General features: G+C 63.5%; 1 protein-coding gene. It reads left to right on the forward strand.

Annotated features, from left to right (window positions below; genetic code table 11):
- A partial coding sequence (locus F1735_RS34120) for a hypothetical protein (protein WP_167241480.1) occupies nucleotides 1-573 on the forward strand: 573 nt, incomplete at both ends.

A 573-nucleotide genomic window follows, 5' to 3' on the forward strand; every position in this document is an offset into this window, starting at 1 on the left:
AGCCAATGGACGGCGAAGAGTCCAAGGCATGCTGGGTCATGGTCGACGAAGACTGGAAGCCGTCCACCGGCCTGGTGCTCATTGGCGACAAGCCGATCGGCATTGCCATGCTGTCGGAACGGACCACCCCCTTCAACAGCCTGATGGGCGAGAAGGACAAGGAAGACTATCCGACGCCGCGGCTGGTTTCTTCCGACTATTTTTCCTTGTGCATGCATGGGGATGCGCAAAAGACGGCGCCGGTGCGCGACCTGGAAGCGCTGCGCCGCAAGAACGAGCTGTATACGGGCGAGCAGGGCCGCTATGCCTATTCGAACCGGACCATGCTCGACAAGCGCGCGGTGAATGCCGTGCCGGACACGGCCAGCGCGGCCGCGTACACGCAGCTGGCGGCGGGCAGCATGACCCTGGCGCCGGTCAAGATTGCCAATGGTTACCGCTGGAGCGACAAGACCGGCGAGTGGGTCGACTACAACACGCAGGGCCAGGTGGTGGCCTACGGCGACAAGAACAACAATACCGTCTGGATGGTGCGCGACAAGGGCGGCACCCTGCGCGGCGTGATCGACGCCA

This window comes from Massilia genomosp. 1 (assembly GCF_011682185.1).
Lineage (GTDB): Bacteria > Pseudomonadota > Gammaproteobacteria > Burkholderiales > Burkholderiaceae_D > Telluria_A > Telluria_A rubra.